Source organism: Actinosynnema pretiosum (genome assembly GCF_024171695.1).
Lineage (GTDB): Bacteria > Actinomycetota > Actinomycetes > Mycobacteriales > Pseudonocardiaceae > Actinosynnema > Actinosynnema pretiosum.
Genome location: NZ_JAMTCF010000006.1, coordinates 410,289 through 430,592, shown reverse-complemented (window position 1 = coordinate 430,592; position 20,304 = coordinate 410,289). Strand labels below are relative to the sequence as shown.

The following is a 20,304-nucleotide window of genomic DNA, read 5'->3' as shown; positions in this document are numbered from 1 at the left end:
CGGTTCCACCATCGGGTCGTTGACCTCCGGTTTTCCGCCGTTCTAGCATCGCGCTGGCGACGGCGCGCGCCCGTCGTCCGAGGGGGCACGACATGAGGCGCTGGTTGTCCGTCGCGTGCGCGATCGCGCTCCTGCCGCTCGGGGCGGTGAGCGCGCACGCCGCCGAACCCGCGGCCCCCGGACCCGCAGCGCCCGCGCCCGCAGCGCCCGCGCCCGCCGCGCCAGGACCGGGGCGGGGCGTGCCCGCCAAGGCGGGCGCGATCGTCGACGGCGGCAGCGGCAACCGGGCCTCGCTCGGCGCGACCTCCGCGGGCAACACCATCTCCGGGCAGGTGTGGAGCGACGACGGGGACGGGGTGCGCGAGGACCACGAGGCGCTGCGCGAGGTGGAGGTCCGGCTCTGGAGCCACCACCCCGTCAACGGCTGGAGCGCCGTCCGGATCAACTCCTACGGCGGGTCGTACGCGTTCACCGACGTGCCGCAGGGCAGCTACCAGGTGCAGGTGTGGATCTCGGACGCGTTCACCGAGTCGGCGACCCGGTACGGCGCGGGGAACGACCGGCAGCGCGACTCCGACGTGTTCGGCTCGAACGTCGAGAGCCCGCCCGTGCTGTTCGCGGGCGGCGGGCCCGAGAGCAGGGGCGTGGACGCCGGCCTGGTGCCGGGGCGGGGGAGCGGGAACTTCGTCAAGAGCGCCGCCAACCACTGGTGCCTCGACCAGGAGGCGCCCAACGGGCTGCCGCCCACCACGGGCGTCGGCGCCTACGGCTGCCACGGCGACGTGAACCAGAAGTGGGACTTCTACTGGATCACCACCGAGATCGTCGAGGTGTGGGGCCGGTGGAACTGGGACTGCCTCGACCAGGAGCACCCGGACGACCAGCGGACCAGCGAGGTCGGCGTGCACCCGTGCCACGGCGGGCTGAACCAGCGCTGGCGGGTGTACCACAACGAGCTCCAGGGCGAGCCGATGATCATCACCAACGTGCGCTCCGGCCAGTGCCTCGACCAGGAGTCCCCGCACGGCCCGCCGACCAGCGGGGTCGGGGTGTACGCCTGCCACGGCGGGCTGAACCAGAAGTGGTACCTGGCCGGGTGAGCGCTTTCCCCGAGCGGTTCGGAATTCCGGGGCAACCTGCGGTCGACGTGCACCCCTCTAAAGGTTTTTCCGCTTTTCGCGCTTAACCTCGTGGTGGCGGCGGTGAACGTCCGCCGCACTGGGGGGAAATGACATGAAGAAGTGGTTCGCCGTCGCGTGCGCCGCGACGGTGCTCTCGCTGGGGTCGGGAGTCGCGGAAGCCGCCGAGGAGGACGAGAACTGGATCTCCGGCGCGGTCTGGATCGACGTCAACGGCAACGGTCTGCGGGAAGGCGAGGACTGGCCCAGGACCCAGGAGATCCGGTTGTGGGAGTACGACCAGGTCGACAGCGCCTGGGTGCTGGTCGGCAGCACGCTGTCCCACAGCGGCGGGTACGGCTTCAGCGCGGGGGCGGGCGCCTACCAGGTCCAGGTGATCCCCGAGCAGGGCGAGCGCGTCACCGCGTACAACGCCTCGGCCGGTGGCTCCGCCGTGTTCGGGCCGGACGGCAAGTCCTTCCCGGTCACCTTCGCGGACAACAGCGGCACGGGCGTGCGCCTGGAGATCGGTGTCGCCGAGGGCGTCCACCCCGGCAACGAGCTGCGCGGCTCGGCCAGCGGCTGGTGCCTCGACCAGGAGGCCCCGCGCGGCACGCCCACCAACGGCGTCGGCGCGTACGGCTGCAACGGCGGGGGCAACCAGCACTGGACCCTGAAGTGGATCACCGCCGGTTCCGCCGAGGTGCGCAACAAGGCCACGGGTCAGTGCCTTGACCAGGAGTTCCCCGGCGGCGCGCCGAGCAACGGGGTCGGCGCGTACGACTGCAACGGCGGCGCCAACCAGCGCTGGCTGGTGCGCGCCACCGACGTGCCCGGCAGCGTCCGGCTCGTCAACGCGGCCACGTCCGACTGCCTCGACCAGGAGTCCCCGCTCGGCCCGCCCACGACGGGCGTCGGCGCGCACCGCTGCAACGGGGCCCCGAACCAGGTGTGGACCCTCGCGGGGTGAGCCGCGAGACCGGACCGGCCGGGGGAGTGTGACCCGGTCGGTTCGGCTTTCCGAGGGAAGGTCGAACGTTCGGCGGGTGAAGTAGGGGGGACCCTGCAAAGCAGCTATTCCCTTGTGGCGCAAGCGATTTTCCGCGTTGCTCCACAAGGGAGGGTGATTGGGCCATCAGGTCTATACCGGGGGGTGATGATCTCGATCTAGCATCGCTTCGGCGGTGGCGCTCGTCCGCCGCACTAGGGGGCTAGTCGTATGAGACGCTGGTTGTCCGTGGCGTGCGCCGCGTTCGTCGCACTCCCGCTGGGGGCGGGGATCGCGCAGGCCGAGGAGCCGGTCGAGCAGCAGGACCGCGTGGGGATCGCGGTCAGCGAGCTGACCGAGAAGCCGTACGCGGAGGCGCGCCCCGCTTCCCAACGACGCCAGGAGCGGGTTTCCGCCCAGGCCGTGGGCAGCAACGTCGTGGCCGGTCGGATCTGGACCGACACCAACGGCGACGGCTACCGGGGCGACAGCGAGCCGGACAAGTCGACCGAGGTGCGCCTCGTCTTCGAGGAGGACGGTGAGCGCTGGTACCACTCGACGTACACGCAGAACGGCGCGTACGCGTTCTACGACCTCCCGGCGAACACCTACAAGGTCTACATCGACACCGACCCGAGGAACTCGTGGCTCATCCCCACGAAGCTGGGCGTCGGCGGTGACCGGCAGCGCGACTCCGACCTGCTCGGCCCGAACGCCCTGAGCCTGCCGATCCACTTCGCCGACAACGGCCCCGCGCAGCGCGGCGTCGACGGCGGCTTCATCACGTCCCAGTACTACTTCGGCTACCAGGTCAAGAACGGCGCCAGCAACTGGTGCCTCGACCAGGAGTCCCCGCAGGGCACTCCGACCACCAAGGTCGGTGTCCACCACTGCAACGGCGGCATCAACCAGGTGTGGGACGTTGTCTGGGACTACGACGCGGGCATGGGCGTCTACTGGTTCGAGAACTTCGCGTCCGCGCACTGCCTCGACCAGGAGTACCCGAACAACCAGCAGACCCCGCGCGTCGGCGCCTACCCGTGCAACGGCGGCACCAACCAGAAGTGGGTCGTGCACCACAACGAGCTCTACGGCGAGCCCGCCCTCGCGATCAACCAGCGCAGCGGCTACTGCCTCGACCAGGAGGCCCCGCGCGGCACGCCGACCACCGTGCTCGGCGCGTACCTGTGCAACGGTGGCGCGAACCAGAAGTGGTACCTGAACGACTGACGTTTCACCCGTAGTACCGCCCCGGCCGGGTCACGCGACGCGCGTGGCCCGGCCGGTTCGCGTCCCGGCGTGCCGACCGCTCCCGCCGCTGCCCCGAACGGGTGGAAGCCGCAGTGCCTCGGCGTCACCGTCTCAGCGATCTTCAGCCCCTCGGCCGCTGTGTCCGACGTCACGAGCTTCTACCATCGCGCTGGCGGCGGCGTCCGACCGCCGTCCTAGGTGGTGAAGACCATGAGGCGCTTGGCCGCGGTCGTGTGCGCGCTGGCTCTCCTCCCGCTCGGGGCGATGACCGCCCAGGCTCAAGCCGACCCGGCGGAGCGATCACCGGGCGTCGAACGGCAGAAGGTGCCGCCCAAGCGGACCGGCGTGCCCTACAAGGCGGCGGCCGGGAGCGCCGCGGTCAGCCAGAACACCGTCTCCGGCCTGGTCTGGGTGGACGCCAACGGCGACGGGGTGCGGTCCAACACCGAGGTGGCCGCGCGGCTGGAGGTCTTCCTCTGGACCTACGACGCCACCGAGGGGTGGATGTTCCGGACCACGTTCTCCGACAAGGGCTTCTACAGCTTCACGGACCTGCCCGCCGACAAGTACCTCGTGCAGGTCGTCATCCCGGACGGCTACCGCGCCACCGCGTTCGGCGCGGGCGGCGACCGCTCGCGCGACTCGGACGTGGTCGGCTACTCCGCCGACAGCACCCCGCTCAGCTTCACCGACGTCGGTCCCCGCACCCGCTGGGTCGACGCGGGCATCACGCCGGGCGAGCCCACGGGGACCCCGGTGCGCAACTCCTCCAGCGGCTGGTGCCTGGACCAGGAGTCGCCCAGCGGCGTGGCGACCAACGGCGTCGGCGCCTACGGCTGCAACGGCGGCCTGAACCAGCACTGGTTCCTGGTCTGGTACCGCCCCGACGTCGCCGAGGTGTGGAACACCGCGCCGCCCATCGACTGCCTGGACCAGGAGTCGCCCAGCGGCGTGCCGACCAGCGGCGTCGGCGCGTACCCGTGCAACGACGGGCAGAACCAGCGCTGGGTCGTCCGGCACGACGAGGAGACCGGCAGCGAGGAGGTCCAGTTCGTCAACCTGAGCAGCGGTGACTGCCTCGACCAGGAGGCCCCGCGCGGCACGCCGACCACCGGCGTCGGCGCGTACGGCTGCAACGGCGGGCGCAACCAGCGCTGGACCCTCGGCTAGACCTGCCGACGGGGCGCCCCCGGTCGTGGGGGCGCCCCGTCAGCGGGCCGAAGCCGTCAGCGGGCTCTCAGCGGTCCGGGAACCTCAGCGGTCCGGGAACCTCAGCGGGCCAGGAACTCCAGCACCACCCGGTTCCACTCCTCCGCGTGGCTCACGTTCACCCCGTGCGGCCCGCCCGCCACCACGTGCGCCTCGCTGCCGGGGATCGCCGAGTGGACCCGCTCGCCCGACCCCTCGTAGGGCACCGTGGCGTCGCTGTCGCCGTGGATCACCAGCGTCGGCACGGTGATCGCGGGCAGGTCGTCCCGGAAGTCGGTGCCCGCCCACGCCGCCATGCAGGCCTGCGCCGCCCGGTGGTCGGCCTCGTCGCACAGCGCCCGCGCCTCGCGCCACTGCTCCTGGGTGACCTTCAGCTCGCCGTCGACGGAGAAGAAGTCGGTGACGAACGTGTCGTAGAAGGTGCTCTCGTCGTCCTTGAGCCCGGCGGCCAGCTCCTCGGCCTTCTCGGCGGGCAGCGGCCCCTCGGGGTTGTCGTCGGTGCGCGCCAGGTACGGCGGCACGGCCGAGGCGAACACGACGCCCCGCAGCCGCTCCTGCCCGTACCTGGCCACGTACCGGGCGACCTCGCCGCCGCCCATGGAGAACCCGACCAGCACCACGTCGGTCAGCTCCAGCTGGGCCAGCAGGTGGTGCAGGTCCTCGGCGAGCGTGTCGTACTCGTAGCCCCCGCGCGGCTTGTCGCTGCGCCCGAAGCCCCGCCGGTCGTAGGTGATCACCCGGTGGCCCGCCGCCGCGAGCGCCGGGACCTGGAGCTTCCACGACTCGCCGGACAGCGGCCAGCCGTGGATCAGCACCACGGGGCGGCCGGGCCCGCCGGTGTCGTCCACGTGCAGGTTCGTGTCCTTGAACAGCCCGTGGTGCGCGGTGATCTCGGCCATGTGCCCCGTACTCCTCCTGGTGGTGGCTATTCCACCCGGCGTACCCGACCCGTGTGGCGGGAAACGCCCGCCCCGGTGACCCCCGCGCGGGGCGTCACCGCCCGTGCCGCTCCAGCAGCGTCCGCAGCGCCGCCATCTCCCGCGCCAGCGCCCCGCGCCCCTCGGCCGTGATGGCGACCCACGTGCGCGGTCGCTTGCCCTCGTACCCCTTCTCCACCGCGACCAGCCCGGCTTCCTCCAGCACGGTGATGTGCCGCGACAGGTTGCCCGCGGTGAGGTCGAGGGTCCCCTTCAGGTAGCCGAACTCCACCCGGTCGGCCTCGGCGGTGACGGTCAGGATGCCGAGCCGGTGGCGCTGGTGCACCACGTCGTCCAGGCCTGCGGTGGGGTGTTCGCTCACCGGCGCACCCTACTCAGCGCGAGCGCGACGAGCCCGCCGACGATCGCGATGGCGCCGGGGAGCAGCACGTCCTTGGCCGCGAACAGCACCTCCTCCACCCCGACCGCAGGGTTCGGCCGCCAGCCCAGCCGGTAGAACACCGTGCCCATCCAGCTCCCGTTGGCCAGCAGGGTGAACCACGAGTAGCCGAGCGCGACCGCTCCGCACCACGCGCTGCGCTCGCGCCAGGCCAGCACGAGCAGCCCGGCCGAGAACAGCAGCAGCCCACCGGTCTTGGACACCACCGCCGCGCCCAGCACCGAGGTGAGCGCGAACCCGGCGACCAGCGCCACCCGGTACCCGCGCGTGCGCCCGAACTCCCGCTCGGACAGCACCGCCAGCACCACCGGCACCACCAGGAACACCGCCGACTCCAGCATGGCGGCCTTGCCCCCGAACCGCAGGTAGCTGACCGGCTCGGCCGCGACGGCCCGCACCAGCGACATGCCCAGCACCACCAGCAACCCGGCCAGGGTGACCCGCGCGTACGCCTTCGTGGAGGTCTCCAGCCCGGAGGTCTCCGCGCGCCTGCGGTACCACCAGGTGGTGAGCAGCAGTCCCGCGAGCAGCGCCAGCAGCCAGTACACGCCCAGCGCGAGCGGGCTGACCGGGTCGTACAGGTTGCCCGCCGTGAACGCCCCGAGCGGGTCGAACCGGCCGAGGCCCGGCACGGTGAACGCCGTGCTCGGCACCTCGCCGGAGTCGCACACCCCCTGCGTGCGGACCAGCGTCCGGCACGGGTCGGACTCCGGTCGGTAGAACGGGACCGCCCCCAGCGTCAGCGCGCCGATCGCCAGCAGCGGCAGCCAGTGCCCGCGCCGGTCACGCCGGGTGCGCTTGCGCAGCGCGTCCAGCTCGCCGAGCAGGACCGCCGCGTCCCCGTCAGCCATGGTTCCCCCCAAAGTCAGCTTTGAACGGCAGGTAGGTTTGTATCGCAAACCAAATGTGCCGGACAAACCCGCCGAGCGCAATCCTCCGCAGGGCACACCCCTGGTCGAGCAACCCCACCGCCCGTCCGTCCGTACCGCGCCCGCCCGCGAGCGCCGCGCGCCCCCCGCTGTTGCACCGCTCCGCGCGGACGCGTCGGGAAGCCGCAGGCTCGCGACCCGCCCCACGACCTGCGGGGCAACTCGTTTGCCGAGCAAGCGGCCGACGCGCCCGGTGGTGCGGACCCCCGCTTGTGATCTTGTTCTCCCCGGTTTTCCACCCGACCCGTCCCTAGGCTGCGATCCGCTGCTTCCGGGCAGGCGGCACGACACCGGCCGCCCGCCCGAGACACCGAACTGGGGAGAAAGAACCGCATGGGCACCAAGAACCGGAAGTGGGGCGCCGCGATCGCGGTGACCGCCTCCGCCGCGCTGGTCGGCGGGCTCGTCGCGCCCGCCACCGCCTCCGCCTCAGCCGAGGCGCGGACGCCGAGCCTGCCCGAGGCGCTGCGCGCCGCCGTGGTCGCGCAGGACTTCAAGGACATCATCGACCTCACCCCGCCCGACGCGGCCCGCGCGGGCTTCCGGACCGCCCGCACCGGCGCGCCCGAGAAGTACGACAGCGCGCCCGCGAGCACCGCGCGCCTGGCCGCCGCCGCGCGCCCGATCCACCAGCAGCCCAACGTCGACCTGGCCGTCATCGAGCTGGACGACAAGGGCAGGCCCACCGCCGTCGGCGACGTGCTGATGAGCCCGCAGTACCCGAACGGCGTCACGGTGCCGGTGAAGAAGAGCTCGCTGTCCACAGACCAGGTGCGCTACCGCTGGTGGGACGACACCGAGTGGGACGTCAACGGCGGCCAGGGGACCGTGGACGTGCTGCCGGGCCGGGAGAGCGCTCCCATCGACTTCTCCTCGCCCTACCCGGCCTCCGTCCTCAAGCTCATGGTCGGCTTCGGCGTGCTGCGCCTGGCCGACGAGGGCCGGATCGACCTGGACTCGGTCTACAGCTACCAGCCCGCCGTCCTCAACCCGAGCTGCGGCGGCGCGTTCAGCGCGGTCATCCGCTCGAACTTCGACCAGATGATCACCAAGTCGCAGAACGAGCCCACCTGCGCGCTCATCAAGCTGCTGCACGACCTCGGCGCCTGGGACGAGGTCAACGCCGAGTTCGCCGAGCTGGGCCTGCCCACGCTCATGGTCACCGGCACCAACCCGGCCAACGGCGGTCGCTGGATCGGCTCGAACATGAGCAGCCTCGACACCGCCAAGCTGCTGCTGCTGGTCAACGGCGGCCAGGGCACCCTGTGGACCACGCCTGCGGGCAAGGCGATCACCCGCGCCGAGCTGAGCGAGACCTCGCGCGCGCTGTTCCTGAAGGCGCTGGCCGAGCAGGGCCACAACGAGATGCTGTCCACCACCAACTGGTGCGGCCGGACCTACCCGGTGCAGGGCATTCCGCAGCTCACCCCGCCGCGCTGGGTCGAGGCCGACGGCACGGTCACCGTCGGCGGCGCCGTGTACGACCGCGACGTGCGCCCCTGCGACGCCGTCGCCGAGGTGGGCTTCAGCCACAAGACCGGCTGGGTCGACACCACCGGCAGTGACGCGGGCATCGTGAAGTCGTTGCCCGGCAAGGAGAAGCGCAACTACATCGTGGTGATCTTCTCCAACCTCGGCACCGACTACGTCGACGCCGACCGGCCCGCCGACCCGCCCGGCGTGTTCCCGGTGCTGTACACCCAGAAGTACGCCAAGCTCGGCAAGGCCGTCGACGCGATCATGGCCGCCCGCTGACGCTCCCCGCGTGAACCGGCCCGCCGCCCCCACCGGAAGCAGGGGGCGGCGGGCCGCTCACGAACCCGTTGCGGGCCAAGGGGGAGCGCCCGGCGGAGGACGGCCTCAGCGCCGGTTCCCGCGCGGGCGCAACCGCCCCATCGGCATCGGCGGCGCGGGCAGCCGGTCGCCGTCGTAGCCCACCACCGCGCCGAACCGCTCGTCCCCGCGCTCCCACTCCTCCCGGAACCGCACCACCTCGTCGTGGTCGCGCCCGATGAAGTTCCACCACATCACGATCTCCTCGCCGAACGGCTCACCGCCCAGCAGCAGCACCCGCGCGTCCTCGGACCCGGTGCTCACCAGCCGCAGCACCGCCGACCCCGCGCCGAGGCACCCCAGCGACCCGCGCGGCACCACCGTCCCGGCCAGCTCCACCTCGCCCCGGTCCACCAGCACCCCGTGCTCGAACGCCGGGTCCACCGCCAGCTCCACCGCGACCCCGGCGGGCACCACCAGCTCCGCGCCCAGCAGCGGCGTGAACCCGCGCACCGGCGAGGTCACCCCGCCCAACGACCCCAGGAACACCCGCGCCACCGCCCCGCCGATCCGCACCGGCTCGGGCACGTGGTGCTCGAAGCCCCTCGGCGCGTCCCGGTGCGCGTCCGGCAGCGCGATCCACAGCTGCACCCCGTGCAGCACCGACGTTCCCGAGGTGGAGACCTCCGAGTGGCAGATCCCGCGCCCCGCCGTCATCAGGTTCAGCTCGCCCGGCCGCACCAGCGCGTGCGCGCCGTGGCTGTCCCGGTGCTCGATCTCCCCGGTGAACAACCAGCTCGCCGTCTGCAACCCGGTGTGCGGGTGCGGCGCGACGTCCATGCCGCCGGTGGCGGACACGTCGTCCGGCCCGTAGTGGTCCACGAAGCACCAGGCCCCGATCAGGGACCGCCCGCGCTGCGGCAGGGTGCGCCGCACCGCCATCGCCCTGGGGCCGCCCAGCGGCACGTCGCGCGGGCCCAGCACCTCCACCTCGGTCGCGGGGGCGGAGGCGGCGCAGACCAGTTCGGCCGGATCGCGTTCGGCGTTGCTCACCGGCACATCGTAGGTCCGCAGCCGCGTCCCGCCGCCCGACCGGCGCGCCGCGCCCGCCCGCACCGCCCGCACCCAGCGCGGACGCCCCACCACCCGACCGGACCGGCCGAACCGCCCCGTTCCGGTCCGGCGCGGTCCCGCTAACACCCCGCGCCCCGCCCGCGATGACGTTGTGCACCACCCGCCCCAGAGAAGGTGACCACCGCTGTGCCCTACACGGCCGAGATCAGCCGCGCCACCCCGGCCTGCTTCGTCTTCCTGGTGGACCAGTCCGCCTCGATGGAGGACCCGATCGGCGGCCCGGCCAGGCAGCGCAAGGCCGACGTGGTCGCCGACGCCCTCAACCGGCTGCTGACCGAGCTGAGCGTCAAGTGCGCCAAGGAGGAGGGCGTGCGCGACTACTTCCACATCGCGGTGATCGGCTACGGCCACACCTCCGTCGGCTCCGCCTTCACCGGCCCGCTGTCCGGCCGCGACCTGGTCCCGCTCAGCCAGGTCGCCGACCGCCCGGCCCGCGTCGAGGACCGGGTGAAGAAGTTCCCGGACGGCGCGGGCGGACTGGTCGAGAGCAAGGTCAAGTTCCCGGTCTGGGTCGACCCGGTCGCCAACGGCGGCACCCCGATGTGCCGGGCGCTCGCGCAGGCCGACGCGATCGTCGCCGACTGGGTCGCGCGGCACCCGGCGGGCTTCCCGCCGATCGTGCTCAACCTGACCGACGGCGAGTCCACCGACGGGGACCCGGTGGAGGCCGCCCTGGCGCTCCAGCGGCACGTCAGCGCGGACGGCGCGGCCCTGCTGTTCAACCTGCACGTGTCCGGCTCGGCTGCGATCCCGGTGACCTTCCCGGACAACCCCGCCGCCCTGCCCGACACCTACGCCCGCGCGCTGTTCGAGATGTCCAGCCCGCTGCCGCAGCACATGCGCTTCTACGCGCTCCAGCAGGGCATCGCGTGCACCGAGCTCTCCAGGGGCTTCGCCTACAACGCCGACATCACCACCGTCGTGCAGTTCCTCGACATCGGCACCCGCGCCACGGACCTGCGCTGACCCCCGGCATGTTCACCACCGCCCTGCGCGCGCCCAAGCTGGGCAGCGCCGAAGCGGAGTGCGAGGACGCGCACCTCGTGCTCCCGGCCGCCGAGCCCGACACCTGGCGCGCCGAGCCCGTGCTGGTCGCCGTCGCGGACGGCGCCTCCGAGAGCCTGCTGTCCGGGCCGTGGGCCGCGCTGCTCACCGCCGAGATCCTCGCGCGGGTCGCCGCCGACCCGGCCGTGCTCGACGCGCCCGAGGCGTTCGCGCGCGCCCTCGCCGGGGCCGGGCTGACCTGGCGGCCCTGGCTCGCCGACTACGTCGCCCGCCGCGAGGCCGCCGGACGCCCCATCGCCTGGTACGAGCAGCCCGGCCTCGACCGGGGCCCGCACGCCACCGCGCTGGCCGCCCGCTTCGCCACCGGCCCGGACGGCCGCACCGCGTGGGCCGCCGCCGCGCTCGGCGACAGCTGCCTGTTCCACACCAGGGGGGCGGAGCTGCTGCACGCGTTCCCGCTCGCCGACCCGGCCGCGTTCGACAGCTCGCCCGGACTGGTCAACGCGCTCACCACCGACACCGCCCTGCTGGCCAGGCACACCCGCACCGCCTCGGGCCTCGCCGAGCAGGGCGACCAGTTCTTCCTGTGCACCGACGCGCTCGCCGCCTGGTTCCTGCGCGCGGCCGGGCGCGGCGGCGCGCCGTGGGACCTGCTGGCCGAGCACACCCGCGCGGGCGACCCCGCCGGGTTCGCGGCCTGGCTGGACGCGGCGCGCGCGGCCGGGGAGGTGCGCAATGACGACGTCACGCTCGTCCACGTCGACCTCGGGTGAGGGCAGGCGGGCGTTCCCGTCCGGCGCGGCCTACGCGGAGGCGCTGCAGAACACCGCGCTGTGCTTCCGGGGCACCGCGCTCGAGAACGGCCTGGTGCGCACCGACGCGCTGGGGCGTCCGCGCGCGATCTCCGGCAACTTCGCCAGCGTCTTCTCGGTGACCACGCCCGACGGCGCCGAGCACGCGGTCAAGTGCTTCACCAGGGAGGTCCCCGAGCAGGCCGACCGCTACCGGGCCGTCGGCGCGCACCTGGCCCACCTGCGCGCGGACTGGGCCGTGGGGTTCGAGCACGTGGACCGGGGCGTGCTGGTCGCGGGGGCCTGGTACCCGGTGCTGCGCATGGAGTGGGTGCGCGCCCGCAACCTGATCCGCTGGATCGAGGACACCGGCGACGACAAGGTCGCCTTATCGGCGCTCGCCGCCCGCTTCGCCGCGCTGGCCGCCGAGCTGGAGGCCGGGGGAGTGGGGCACGGCGACCTCCAGCACGGCAACGTCCTGGTCACCGACTCCGGCGCGCTGCGCCTGGTCGACTACGACGGGATGCACGTGCCCGCGCTGGCCGGGCGGCCCGCCGACGAGGTCGGGCACCGCAACTACCAGTCGCCGGACCGCACGCGCGCCCACCACGGTCCCACCGTCGACCGCTTCTCCGCCTGGGTGGTGCACCTGTCGCTGGTGGCGCTGTCGGTCGACCCGTCGCTGTGGCGGCTGCTGCGCGACGAGGACGCCGAGCACCTGCTGCTCGCCGAACCCGACTTCGCCGACCCCGGCCGCTCCTACCGGCTGGCCACCCTGATCGCGCACCCCGACCCGAGGCTGCGGGCGCACGCCGAGCGGTTCCGGGACGTGCTGCTGCACCACCGCGCCGCGCCACCGCCGCTGGAACCGGTCGACACCACGCCGGTCGGGGTCGCGGCGCCCGGCGCGGCGACCGCCGTCCCGGTCGTGGCCGGTGCGACGGGCACCCCGGCGTGGCTGGCCGAGCGCCTGCGCCCGCACGCCCCGGCCGTTCCCGAGGTCGTGCTCCCGACCGGCGGGGTGCTGGACGGACAAGTGCTCGACGGCCAGGTGCTCGACGGCGAGCCGCTCACCACCGGCGCCGCCCTCGACGGCCGCGGTGGCGAGCTGGTCCGGTTCGGGCGCAAACCCGTGCTGCTGATGGCCCTGACCTGGCTGCTGCTGCTCGGCGCGTCCGCGCTGCCACTGGCCGCCGAGCTGTTCCTCGGCCTGACCGGGCCCGAGCTGACCGCGCCCGTGCTGCTGATCCCGCTGCTGCCGGTGGCCGCCGCCGTCTCGTACCGCCGCCGCCCCGAGCGGGTCGCCGCGAAGGCCGCCCGCCGGGCCCGCCGCCGCGCCCGCTCGGCGCACCGCGCGCTGGCCGTGAAGGGCGCCGGGCTGCGCCGCGCGGGCGAGCGGCTGGAGGCGGCGCTGCGGCAGGCCGAGACCGCCCGCGACCGCGAGCAGCGCGAGCTGGCCGACCGGCACAAGCGGGAGGTCGCGGAGCGGCAGGCGGACACCGCCCGGCTCGTCGTCGAGGCCGAGCGCGCCAAGCAGGCCCTCGCCCGCACGACCCGCGACGCGGAGGAGAAGCTCCTGGCGCAGGCCAGGAAGGCGCACGTGCTGAACCACCTGGCCCGGTTCCCGCTCAGGGGCGCGGGCATCGAGGGCATCGGCGAGGCGCTCACCGCCAAGCTCGCCGACTCGGGCATCCGCACCGCCGCCGACTTCACCGGGGTGGTGCGCAACCCCGGCCAGGAGGCGGGCGTGCTGTTCCGGCTGGCCGGTGGCGGCGCGGTGCGCGTGCCCGGCATCGGCGAGGTCAAGGCGGGCCGGGTCGAGCGGTGGCGACTCACCCTGCTCAAGCAGGCCAAGGCCGCTGAGCCGACGCGGCTGAGCCCGGCCGAGCGCGGCGCGCTGAAGGCCCGCTTCGCCGCCGAGAGCGCCAAGCTGGACGCCGAGCACTCCTACGCGATCGCCGAGCGCGAGCGGGCCGTGGTGCTGCTCAAGGACCGGCACCGGGCCGAGCACGCGGCGCTGCTGGAGCGGCTCACCCGCGAGCGCGCCGACGCCGCGCGGGAGCGGGTCGAGCACGACCGGGCGGTCAAGGAGAGCGCCGTGCGGGTGCGGACCGCCGAGCGGGGCGTGCGGGAGAGCCGCGCGGCGGCCGAGGCGTTCCGGCGGGTCACCTACCGGCGCTACGCCTTCTTCGCGCTCTTCGGCCGGGGCTGACCCCGGAGGTGTCCGGGGAATCGTCCGGAAAGCTCCGCGCGCGACCGCGAACCGCGTTGAGGGGTTCCGGTTACCAGGCCGTGATCGGTCGCGCCAGTGCCTTCGGGTCCCTTCCCGGCGCGCCGGTGAACCTCCTTCGCCGGGCTCCGCAACCGTCCTGTGATAGGGGCTCCGGAATGCTCCGGTCCACAGTGGAAAACGCGGTCAGGGGTCGACACCCAGGCCTCGTCCGTTCAGGATGGACGGACGCCGAGCGCCGACCGCGCCCGGAACCCCTCGTCAGCCGGGTGATCAACGTCGCATCAGGACGGAAGTCCGGTCCGGCGCCCCGCGTTTCGGTTAACTTGCCCGTTGACTGAAGTTCATCCGCTGATAATGTTCGACAAATCGCCGGGCACCCTGCCGACATCCGTCGAGCCCGGCATTCGTCGACGAGCACAGTGAAGAAGGTCCCTGCATGGCCGTGGAATCACCTCCCGGGATGGAGATCACCGAGGAGAACGAGTTCAAGGGCGCCCTGTTCATCTCCTCCTGGGACGAGATGATCGATTCCATCGGCAAGGACGCGGAGACCGAGGCGGAGAAGGTGCTCGACGTGACCTTCGCCGCCATCGGCGCCGCGTCCTCGATGGCGATGCTCGCCGTTGACCCGTTCGGGACGATCCTGGGCGCCGGCATCGGCTGGCTCATCGAGCACGTCACGTTCCTGCGGGAACCGCTCGACCAGCTCATGGGCGACCCGGACGACGTCAACGCCAACGTGGCGGCCACCAAGGCCAACGCGGTGGAGATGCGGGTGCTGGCCGAGACGCACCGCAACACCCTGGCGCAGCCGCAGGAGTGGAGCGGCCAGTCCCAGGAGGCCTTCAAGGCCAGCATGGCCGCGCTCGGCGAGGAGCTCGACTCGCTGGCCAACGCGGTCGAGCAGAAGGCGAAGATCGTCGCCGTCTGCGGGATGCTCGTGCAGGTGCTGCGCGACATCGTCCGCGACATGATCGCCCAGTTCCTCGGCTCGCTGCTGGCGGGCGCGATCGCCGCCGCCGCTGCCGCCGTCTTCACGTTCGGCGCGTCCATCGCGGGCTTCATCGCCTACGCGGTCGGCAAGGCCGTCGCGCTGGGCGTGAACATCGCCTCGCGCCTGGCCAGGCTCGTCGGCGGCCTCGGCCGCCAGATGGGGCGCATCAAGAACCTCGACGACATCACCGAGGGCATCGGCAAGGGCTGGAAGCGGTTCGAGAACGTCGCCGACGTCTCCGAGATCGGCTACGAGTCCTGGAAGGCGCAGGAAGGCGTCGACCGCGCGATCGACAAGGCCGTCTGAGCGCGGCCGACCCGCCTCCCCACCTCCCCACGCACCCTCGGAGATCCCCCGTGGCCAAGTTCTCGGGTTCCGGCGGTTCCGGTTCGAGCAGACCGGACCCCGGTTCCAGCAACCCCAGCTCCAGCACCAACCCCGCCCCCAACCCCGACGGCTCGCCGCCGCGCACCGCGCCGCCGCCCCCGCCGTCGGCGGCCCCGTCCGGGCCGACCGGGAGCAAGGGCTTCTCCATGAGCACGAACTCGATGGAGACCTTGCGGCGCCAGGCGGACGACCTGCGCACCGCGTACGGCGACATGGCGGGCAAGCTCTCCGGCCAGCGGCTCGGGGCCACCGCGCTCGGCGTCCTCGGGATGCCCGCCGTGCTCGCGCTCAACTCCTCCAACGGCAAGTCGGTGGAGCGCGCCAAGCAGGCCGGTGACACGTTCGGCCAGGTCGGCGACGGCGTGAAGGCCACCGCCGACACGCACTTCTCGCTCGACCGCTACAGCGGCTCGCAGTTCGACGGCATCGTCACCGGGACCACCGCCAAGCCCCCTGCGGGCGCGCCCGGCGGCGGTGGCAAGCCCGGTGGACCGCAGGGGCCCAGGGCCAGCCAGGTCGAGAACGTCCCCGGCGACCCCGGCGCGACCGGCACGCACGTCCCGCGACCGCAGGGGCCTGCCACGACCGGCGTGACCCCGGTGCCCGGCGACCCCGGAGCGCCCGGCGGCCACACCCCGCGACCGCAGGGGCCGCAGGTCACCCCGGCGCAGCCGGTCCCCGGCGACGGCGGCGTCACCTCCGCCGCGTCCAGCACCCCCGGCGCGCAGGCGCAGCCGGTCCTGGCCGTGCCCGGCGCGCAGGGCGGCCCGAACCCCGGTTCGACCACCCCCGCCGCCACCGGCCAGCAGCTCCCGCCGATCCCCAGCGTCCGGGGCGACCTGAACGCGCCCGCGCCCGGCAGGCCCGCGCCCGACCCGAAGTCCGAGCTGCCACCGCTCATGCAGATCCCGCCCAAGCCCAAGACGCACCCGGCTGGCGCGCCCAAGGTCGAGCTGTCCAAGCCGGGAAGCGCGGCGGACTCGTTGCGCGGCAACCAGAACAGCTTCCCGCCCAAGGCCCAGGTCCCGCCGCCCGGCGCGCCCGCGCCGCGACCTCAGAACCCGCGGACCGCGCCCGGCAAGCTGATCAGCCCGCCGCCCGGCGCGGCCCCGCCCGTGGTGTCCCTGCCGGGCAAGGACCCCTTCGCCCCGCCCGGCGCCACCACCGCGCCGCCCGCCGCGCAGGGCCACGGCCGGGTCACCTCGCCCGGTTCGGCGAAGGACTCGCTCAGCGGTCAGCACGACCCGTCCGCGCCGCCCGCGCCCAAGCCCGCGACGCCGCCGCGCCCGCCGCTGAACCTGCTGCCCCCGGCCGACCAGGTGGACCCGGCGAAGCTGCCGCTGCCGCCCGACCAGCCCAAGGACACCGTGCCCTGGTCCACCCTGGACAACCTGACCGACCCGAGGGCCGACCACCGCACCACGAACGCGTTCCCGGTCACCACGATCGACGGCGTCGAGCACTTCGACCTGCGGAACCTGTCCAAGGAGGAGGGCGCCCGCTGGGTCGCGGACCTGCGCCGCATCCTGGACAGCAAGCCGGACGGCGCGTTCTTCTGGTCGGGCAACTTCATCGACTCGACCGGCCAGCGGCACTCGGTGATGGACCCGGCCGAGTTCATCGCCGCCCAGGACGGGCGCGTCACCCTGGAGGGCAAGCTCGACCACGACCACATCATCATGCCGGACTGGGGCAGGACCAACGACGCGGGCAAGGCCGTGTGGGACAGCGTGTCCGCCAGCCTCGCGCAGGGCGCCAAGGGCGACGTGTACGCCCTGGTCGGCCCGAGCAGGCGGGTGGACAACGTGTTCTCCATGACCGAGTTCCCGATCCTGCAGAACAACCCGAACGTCGACCGGGTCTTCACCATCGACGTGATGACCGGGAAGCAGACGCAGCTCTACCCGTAGCCACCCGTCGTCAACGGGTTCCTGAAGCGCGTGGCGCCGGGAGGCAGCGACCTCCCGGCGCCACGCGCGCTGCCATCACCCCGCCGCCACCCCGCCATCACCCCGCCATCACCCCGCCGCCACCCCGCCGCACCCCGCTGACCTGCGCTCCTGCCGTTCCCCTTCCCAGGTCCTGCCGTCCCGCTGCGGTGTGTCCTGCTCCACTGCGCCCGTGCTCGACAACGGAGCGGCCCCCGCCGAGACTGGCCCGGTGAAGGTGTTGGTGGTCGAGGACGATCCCGCGATAGCCCGGTCCCTGGCCACCGGCCTCGAGCGGTTCGGGTTCGCGGTGGAGTGGGTCACGACGGGAGCGGCGGCGCTGGCCGCCACCGGCTACGAGGTCGTGCTGCTCGACCTCGGGCTGCCCGACGTGGACGGCCTCGACGTGTGCCGGGCCCTGCGCGCCCGCACCGACCTGCCGGTCATCGTGATCACCGCCCGCTCCGACGAGGTCGACACCGTGGTCGGGCTCGAGGTCGGCGCGGACGACTACGTGTCCAAGCCGTTCGGGACCCGCGAGATCGTCGCCCGCATCCGCGCCGTGCTGCGCCGCTACCGGCAGAGCGCGCCGCAGGACACCGCCCCCGAGGACGACGGGGTGCTCGTGCTCGGCCGGGTCCGGCTCGACCGGCGGGCGCGGCGCGTGCACGTGGGCGAGGACGAGCAGGTGCTCGCGCCCAAGGAGTTCGACCTGCTCTCGTTCCTGGCCGAGGACCCCGGCGCGGCGTTCACCCGCGAGCAGATCCTCGAAGCCGTGTGGGACGCGCACTGGCACGGCCCCACCCGCACCCTGGACGTGCACGTGGGCGTGCTGCGCCGCAAGTTCGACGGCGCGCTGCGGATCGAGACGGTGCGCGGCGTCGGGTTCCGCCTGGAGGTCCTGCCGTGATGCAGCGCCGCCTGGTCACCTCCTCGCTGCTGCTGGTGGTGATCGCGCTGGCGGTGTTCACCGTCCCGGTCGGCATCAGCCTCGGCGACCTGCTGCGCACCAACCTGCTCGAAGGCGCGCTGCGCGACGCCCGCACCATCGCGTTCCTGCAGGGCGACGGCGGTTCCGAGGCGACCCTGCGGTCGCTGCGCGACGAGTTCGAGGCCCAGTCCCACGGCCGCGTCGAGCTGGTCGACGCGCGGGGGGCGCCCGCGCTCGGCCGGGACGTGGGGGCCACCGAGTCGCTGGGCGCGGCGCTGCGCGGCGAGGAGGGCGTCGAGTGGTTGGAGGACAGCAGGCTCGGCACGCCCGCCCTGGTCGTCACCGCGCCCGCGCGCGACGCGTCCGGGGCCGTGGTCGGCGCGGTCCGGGTCACCTACCCGACGGTCGCGCTGGAGCAGCAGATCCGCACGATCTGGACCTTCCGCATCGTCGCCGGGATCGCCACGCTCGCCCTCACCGCCGTGCTCGCCCTGCTCATGGCCCGCTCGCTGACCAGGCCGCTGCGCTCCCTGCAGGCCGCCGCCACCCGGTTCGGGCAGGGCGACCTGAGCGTGCGCGCCGAGGAGATCGGCCCCGACGAGACCCGCCGGGTGGCGCGCGCGATCAACATCGGCGCGCACCGCATCGACCAGCTGCTGTCCGCGAAGCGCGACTTCGTCGCCGACGTCTCGCACCAGCTCCGCTCCCCGCTGACCGCGCTGCGCCTGGGCCTGGACAACGTGCACGACCTGTCCGACGACCCGAGGGCCCGCGAGGCGCTCGACGGGGCCATCGCCGAGGTGGTGCGGATGTCGCGGCTGGTCAACGACCTGCTGGCGCTGGCCCGCGCGCAGGCCGAGGACGGCATCCGCGAGCCGGTGCGGGTGGACGCGGTGGTGCGCACCAGGGCCGAGGCGTGGCGGGCCGCCGCCGACGACAAGGGCGTGCGGCTGCGCGAGGTCGTGGAGCCGGGGGTGGTGGCCGCGCTCATCCCCGGCCACCTGGAGCAGGTGCTGGACAACCTGATCGCGAACGCGCTGGACGCGGCCCCGGAGGGCAGCGCCCTGACCCTGCGGGCGTCCGCCGACCGGGACCGCGTGCTGGTGTCCGTGGCCGACCGGGGACCGGGCCTGAGCCGCGAGCACCGGGAGCGCGCGTTCGACCGGTTCTGGCGCGGCAGGCCCGGCGGCACCGGCCTCGGCCTGGCGATCGTGCGCCAGCTCGTGGAGGACGACCAGGGCGCGGTGGCGCTGCACGACGTCCCCGGCGGCGGCCTTGAGGCCAGGGTCACGTTTCCGCGCGCCGGAACCCGCGCGGAAAGTTGACCGTCCTCTGCCGCTCTCCTGCCGATCCGCTGCACGCCCCCTCCCCAGGCTGGGTGACGTCGGGTGATCAACCCCGCCCGGCGCCGAGGGAGGAACCACCGTGAAGACCGCACCCGCACTGACCGCCACCGCCGCCGTCCTGCTGCTCGCCACCGCCTGCGGCACCGGCCAGGCCGCGACCCCGGACCCCTCCACCGCTCCCGCCGCGCCCGGACAGCCCGGTGACCCGAAGGCCCTGTTCGACCGCTGGAACGCCAGCCTCGTCGCGGGCGACCTGGACGGCGTGGTCGACCAGTACGCGGCGGACGCGGTGCTGCTGCCCACCGTCGCGGGCGAGGTCCACGACACCCGCGCCGAGATCACCGAGTACTTCGAGCACTTCCTGGAGCTCAGGCCCAGCGGAACCCTCGTCGAGCCCAAGACCAGGGCGCTCGGCCCCGACGCGGTGGTCCTGTCCGGCCTCTACGACTTCGCCGTGACCAGCGAGGGCGAGCCGGACACCGTGCAGGCCCGCATGACCTTCGTCTTCGAGCGCCGCGACGGTCGGTGGACGATCGTGGAGCACCACTCGTCCCGCAAGCCGTGACCCCGGCCGGGCGCGGGTACCCCGCGCCCGTGCGGAGAACCTCACCGGCCGGGTGAAATGCGCACCGGTATTTCGGCGCCGCCTCCCGACCGGGGGAACTACCCCGCATCGGATGGTGTGGACCGCGCGCGTCCCCCCGAGCGGGAAGACGTGCCGGGGGTTTGCGCGACGGACCGCAGTCGGCGCGCGGCGACGTTCACCGGAACGCGCCGGGGGGCCGTGCCGACCGCGACTGTCCGCACCCCCGGCGCCCCACCTGACCAGGGTTTCCGCGCCACTTCCCGGCCCTGCGCGCTGCTCCCGGCTCGCCATAGGGTCCACCGCGTCAGAGGGAAGAGCCGGACC

General features: G+C 73.7%; 17 protein-coding genes. 13 read left to right on the top strand and 4 right to left on the bottom strand.

Annotation, left to right across the window (positions count from 1 at the left end):
- Positions 1–92: 92 nt before the first annotated feature.
- The 4 genes from LV78_RS15070 (at position 93) to LV78_RS15055 (ending at position 4,527) form a co-directional block, all read left to right on the top strand.
- On the top strand, positions 93–1,100 hold the full coding sequence (locus LV78_RS15070) for a ricin-type beta-trefoil lectin domain protein (protein WP_253845898.1): 1,008 nt from the start codon (positions 93–95) through the stop codon (positions 1,098–1,100).
- 133 nt (positions 1,101–1,233) lie between these two features.
- The gene (locus LV78_RS15065) at positions 1,234–2,088 is read left to right on the top strand and encodes an RICIN domain-containing protein (protein WP_253845897.1); all 855 of its coding nucleotides are present in this window, start codon (positions 1,234–1,236) and stop codon (positions 2,086–2,088) included.
- Positions 2,089–2,337: 249 nt separating this feature from the next.
- Complete coding sequence (locus tag LV78_RS15060) at positions 2,338–3,336, top strand: ricin-type beta-trefoil lectin domain protein (RefSeq protein WP_253845896.1); 999 nt, start codon at positions 2,338–2,340, stop codon at positions 3,334–3,336.
- Between the two features lie 231 nt (positions 3,337–3,567).
- A complete protein-coding gene (locus tag LV78_RS15055; RefSeq protein WP_253845895.1) occupies positions 3,568–4,527 on the top strand; it encodes a ricin-type beta-trefoil lectin domain protein in 960 nt (319 codons plus the stop codon).
- Positions 4,528–4,628: 101 nt separating this feature from the next.
- Here the strand turns inward: LV78_RS15055 and LV78_RS15050 are convergent, their stop codons facing one another.
- The 3 genes from LV78_RS15050 to LV78_RS15040 all read right to left on the bottom strand — a co-directional run bounded on the left by LV78_RS15050 (position 4,629) and on the right by LV78_RS15040 (position 6,794).
- Positions 4,629–5,465 carry an alpha/beta fold hydrolase gene (locus LV78_RS15050; RefSeq protein ID WP_253845894.1) on the bottom strand — a complete coding sequence of 279 codons (837 nt, stop codon included), beginning with the start codon at positions 5,463–5,465 and terminating at the stop codon, positions 4,629–4,631.
- A gap of 94 nt (positions 5,466–5,559) precedes the next feature.
- On the bottom strand, positions 5,560–5,865 hold the full coding sequence (locus LV78_RS15045; protein ID WP_253845893.1) for a winged helix-turn-helix domain-containing protein: 306 nt from the start codon (positions 5,863–5,865) through the stop codon (positions 5,560–5,562).
- On the bottom strand, positions 5,862–6,794 hold the full coding sequence (locus tag LV78_RS15040) for a hypothetical protein (protein ID WP_253845892.1): 933 nt from the start codon (positions 6,792–6,794) through the stop codon (positions 5,862–5,864). Before LV78_RS15040 ends, LV78_RS15045 begins: the two co-directional genes overlap by 4 nt.
- 411 nt (positions 6,795–7,205) lie before the next feature.
- On the opposite strand from LV78_RS15040, the gene LV78_RS15035 reads away from it, so the two are divergent.
- Positions 7,206–8,627, top strand: coding sequence for a serine hydrolase (locus LV78_RS15035; RefSeq protein ID WP_253845891.1), 1,422 nt, complete (start codon positions 7,206–7,208; stop codon positions 8,625–8,627).
- Positions 8,628–8,732: 105 nt separating this feature from the next.
- Here LV78_RS15035 and LV78_RS15030 read toward each other — a convergent pair whose 3' ends face one another.
- Positions 8,733–9,698, bottom strand: a complete 966-nt coding sequence (locus tag LV78_RS15030; RefSeq protein WP_253845890.1) for a pirin family protein — start codon at positions 9,696–9,698, stop codon at positions 8,733–8,735.
- 207 nt (positions 9,699–9,905) lie between these two features.
- On the opposite strand from LV78_RS15030, the gene LV78_RS15025 reads away from it, so the two are divergent.
- The 8 genes from LV78_RS15025 (at position 9,906) to LV78_RS14990 (ending at position 19,959) form a co-directional block, all read left to right on the top strand.
- Complete coding sequence (locus tag LV78_RS15025; protein WP_253845889.1) at positions 9,906–10,745, top strand: vWA domain-containing protein; 840 nt, start codon at positions 9,906–9,908, stop codon at positions 10,743–10,745.
- A gap of 8 nt (positions 10,746–10,753) precedes the next feature.
- Positions 10,754–11,557, top strand: a complete 804-nt coding sequence (locus LV78_RS15020; RefSeq protein ID WP_253845888.1) for a protein phosphatase 2C domain-containing protein — start codon at positions 10,754–10,756, stop codon at positions 11,555–11,557.
- Entirely contained in the window at positions 11,520–13,787 is a 2,268-nt protein-coding gene (locus LV78_RS15015) for a serine/threonine-protein kinase (RefSeq protein WP_253845887.1), read from the top strand. Before LV78_RS15020 ends, LV78_RS15015 begins: the two co-directional genes overlap by 38 nt.
- A 481-nt stretch (positions 13,788–14,268) precedes the next feature.
- Positions 14,269–15,108: a WXG100 family type VII secretion target gene (locus tag LV78_RS15010; protein WP_253845886.1), complete on the top strand. Its 840-nt coding sequence runs from the start codon at positions 14,269–14,271 to the stop codon at positions 15,106–15,108.
- Between the two features lie 50 nt (positions 15,109–15,158).
- Positions 15,159–17,099 carry a hypothetical protein gene (locus LV78_RS15005; RefSeq protein WP_253845885.1) on the top strand — a complete coding sequence of 647 codons (1,941 nt, stop codon included), beginning with the start codon at positions 15,159–15,161 and terminating at the stop codon, positions 17,097–17,099.
- 250 nt (positions 17,100–17,349) lie between these two features.
- Positions 17,350–18,027, top strand: a complete 678-nt coding sequence (locus tag LV78_RS15000) for a response regulator transcription factor (RefSeq protein ID WP_253845884.1) — start codon at positions 17,350–17,352, stop codon at positions 18,025–18,027.
- A complete protein-coding gene (locus LV78_RS14995; RefSeq protein ID WP_253845961.1) occupies positions 18,027–19,373 on the top strand; it encodes a sensor histidine kinase in 1,347 nt (448 codons plus the stop codon). The genes LV78_RS15000 and LV78_RS14995 overlap by 1 nt, the downstream gene beginning before the upstream one ends.
- A gap of 100 nt (positions 19,374–19,473) precedes the next feature.
- A complete protein-coding gene (locus LV78_RS14990) occupies positions 19,474–19,959 on the top strand; it encodes an SgcJ/EcaC family oxidoreductase (protein ID WP_253845883.1) in 486 nt (161 codons plus the stop codon).
- The last annotated feature ends 345 nt before the right edge of the window (positions 19,960–20,304 follow it).

Bases quoted from the DNA above. Each gene is read 5' to 3' on its own strand.
- LV78_RS15050 (WP_253845894.1), bottom strand. From the start codon at position 5,465: ATGGCCGAGATCACCGCGCACCACGGGCTGTTCAAGGACACGAACCTG.
- LV78_RS15035 (WP_253845891.1), top strand. From the start codon at position 7,206: ATGGGCACCAAGAACCGGAAGTGGGGCGCCGCGATCGCGGTGACCGCC.
- LV78_RS15060 (WP_253845896.1), top strand. From the start codon at position 2,338: ATGAGACGCTGGTTGTCCGTGGCGTGCGCCGCGTTCGTCGCACTCCCG.
- LV78_RS14995 (WP_253845961.1), top strand. From the start codon at position 18,027: ATGCAGCGCCGCCTGGTCACCTCCTCGCTGCTGCTGGTGGTGATCGCG.
- LV78_RS15020 (WP_253845888.1), top strand. From the start codon at position 10,754: ATGTTCACCACCGCCCTGCGCGCGCCCAAGCTGGGCAGCGCCGAAGCG.
- LV78_RS15055 (WP_253845895.1), top strand. From the start codon at position 3,568: ATGAGGCGCTTGGCCGCGGTCGTGTGCGCGCTGGCTCTCCTCCCGCTC.
- LV78_RS15010 (WP_253845886.1), top strand. From the start codon at position 14,269: ATGGAGATCACCGAGGAGAACGAGTTCAAGGGCGCCCTGTTCATCTCC.
- LV78_RS15070 (WP_253845898.1), top strand. From the start codon at position 93: ATGAGGCGCTGGTTGTCCGTCGCGTGCGCGATCGCGCTCCTGCCGCTC.
- LV78_RS15040 (WP_253845892.1), bottom strand. From the start codon at position 6,794: ATGGCTGACGGGGACGCGGCGGTCCTGCTCGGCGAGCTGGACGCGCTG.
- LV78_RS15015 (WP_253845887.1), top strand. From the start codon at position 11,520: ATGACGACGTCACGCTCGTCCACGTCGACCTCGGGTGAGGGCAGGCGG.
- LV78_RS15065 (WP_253845897.1), top strand. From the start codon at position 1,234: ATGAAGAAGTGGTTCGCCGTCGCGTGCGCCGCGACGGTGCTCTCGCTG.